The organism is Streptomyces violascens, assembly GCF_014649955.1.
GTDB lineage: Bacteria > Actinomycetota > Actinomycetes > Streptomycetales > Streptomycetaceae > Streptomyces > Streptomyces violascens.
Genome location: NZ_BMUA01000071.1, coordinates 1 through 2,409 on the forward strand (window position 1 = coordinate 1; position 2,409 = coordinate 2,409).

At 60.0% G+C, this 2,409-nt stretch carries 1 protein-coding gene; it reads right to left on the reverse strand.

The features are described from left to right. Window positions 1-20: 20 nt before the first annotated feature. Window positions 21-1,799, reverse strand: coding sequence for a group II intron reverse transcriptase/maturase (ltrA, locus tag IE206_RS42065; RefSeq protein WP_226599054.1), 1,779 nt, complete (start codon window positions 1,797-1,799; stop codon window positions 21-23). Window positions 1,800-2,409 lie beyond the last annotated feature (610 nt).

Below are 2,409 nucleotides of genomic sequence, written 5' to 3' on the forward strand. Positions count from 1 at the left end.
CGCTCGTCGCGGCACACGGCTCAAGCGGGCCGCGGGGGCCGCGCGTTTGCTCTGTCCTTGCCGCCTGCATGAAGCTGCTGGTGGCAGGTGGTGTGCCTCAGTTCCAGGTTCCGTGGATCGTCAGATCCACCGTGCTGACGGTGGACGACGTGGTGAACATGAAATGCTCTTGTCGCCGCCGAGAACCAGGACACCCATTCGTTCAGGTTGTCCGGCTCGAATCCAGCCCCTTCCAAAAGATCAAGCCCACAGCCAGGACACTTCCCTTTCTGGCGGACTGCCAGGCCGATGATGAGCTTGCGCTCCAGCTGTGGCAGGCCCTTGGTTGCTGTCCTCTTGGCCCAGTACTCCTTCAGCGCGGGGTCGTCCTTTGACGCATTCGCGGGTACGGCCGCGTGCCTCCGGATCTTCGTCCAAGCGAACTTATGCATGAGGACTTTGTCGTTGCCAAAGACCCACACATCGTTCCGCTTGGGGTGGTACCGCCCCCAGTAGTGGGATCGAATCCACCTCCGGCCTTTCCTGCGGTGTCGCTTTACAGCCCATTTCCACAGTCGTCCGAAGGCGTAGAAATCAAGATTCCGGTACGCCCTAGACGATGAGTAGGGGCTGTAGTACATAGACCACCCTTTGACAAATGGGTTGAGGGTGAGGATCAGGTCCTCGTGACTCCCTTGCCCGTTCGTACGCTGGATGATCTGCTTGATCCTCTGCCTGGCCCTTCGTATCGCATCCTTGGATGGGGTAATGAGGACGGTGCCGTCCGCGTACTTTCGGATGTGAGCACCCAGGAAGTCGAAGCCTTCCGCGAGGTGGACAATGCGCGTCTTCTCCTCGTTGAAGGTCAACCCCCGGGGCTTAAGCCACTCCTCCAGCTTGTTTCTGGCTTGACATGCAGCTTCCTTCGTGTGACACAGCACCACGAAATCATCTGCGTACCGCACAAGTACCGGTGATTCTTCGGCTGTTCGCACCAGGCCGTTCCACGCCGTCTTGACCGTCTTTACCCCGGCTGCGGATTCCATTCCGTGCAGGGCAATGTTGAGGAGGAGAGGGCTGATGACACCACCTTGAGGTGTCCCCTCTTCGGTGTTGGTGAAGCCGCCCTCCTCGATCACCCCAGCTTTGAGCCACCCTCTGATGTCTTTGGCAGCTGGGAAGGTGCCAATTGACTCCAGCAGATGGTCGTGACTGATGCGGTCGAACGCCCCTGCCAGGTCCGCGTCCAGGATCCATAACCGCTTGGCGGTCCGCCTAGCGGTCACTTTGTGGATCATGGATAGCGCATCATGGCATCCTCGCCCGGGGCGGAAGCCGTAGCTCCTGCCTTCGAACTTGGCTTCCCACTCAGGTTCGAGCGCATTCTTCACTCGCGCCTGGTGGACTCGGTCCCGGATCACCGGGATACCAAGTGGGCGTCTCTTCCCATTAGCCTTGGGAATGTACACACGCTTCACCGGCTTCGGACTCCGAGACTTCCCTTCGGAGAACTCCAGGGAAAGGCGTCCTCGATCCTCTGGAGTCAGTGCCCGATAGTTGTCGACGCCGGCGGTCCTCCTTCCAGGGCTCTGTTGCGTCACACGGCGGACGCTCTGAAGCGTGTTGGAATGAGAACGCAGCATGAGCTTTTGGAGGTTACGGACCTTCTTATGGTCCCCCTCCTGCGCGGCCTTGAAGATTCGCTGGCGAAGTCGCCTGACGTCTCGTTCCACCTTGGCCCAGTCTGTACTGTGCCACGAGGTATCTGCGTCCTGGGTTCCGTTCCGGGAGGCTCCGTCACTCAGCACTGCCTCGTTCAAGACTCCTCCTTGCCTAACTTGCGCCCAGGTTGGGGCTGTTCCCAGCTATTCTTCAACGGCCTACCTGACCCGCGTGGGCTCCCTTTCGGGCCCAGGTTTCTTTCCTGGTATCCACCGAGTTATGGCCGGAGGCATGGAGACTGCCTGATGTCCGGCGTTTCCTCTGAGCTTTCGCTCCGGTGGCGTTGGCTTCTCGGGTCATCCTGTTCCCGCAGTGGAGTTACGCCTTCGTTGCCTTCGGCCTACCCATTGGGACCGCTACGGGGTTTCCCTGTTCCTCTCCCATGAGATACGACCGGGTTTGGGAACTCTCTCTGATCCGGGACCACGGTGACCTCCTCCCGATTTCACTGACTGCGGGAGCATGTGGCGCCTCTCAGCGCCGGGTCCTTTACCGCGCCGACTGCTTCCACCACGCGGTTACACCTCACGAATCGTAAGTACAAGAGTTCGCTCTCGCTTTCCCGTCCGGTCTTCCCCTTGCCTGTGGAGTTCTGGTGGTCTGTACTCTCTTGGGCGTTTCCTCCGGCTCAGCACCCCACCCTTACGAGTGACGCACCCAGAGGCGGGGATCGGCATTGATCACTCGCCGAGGTTGACGTATCTCCCG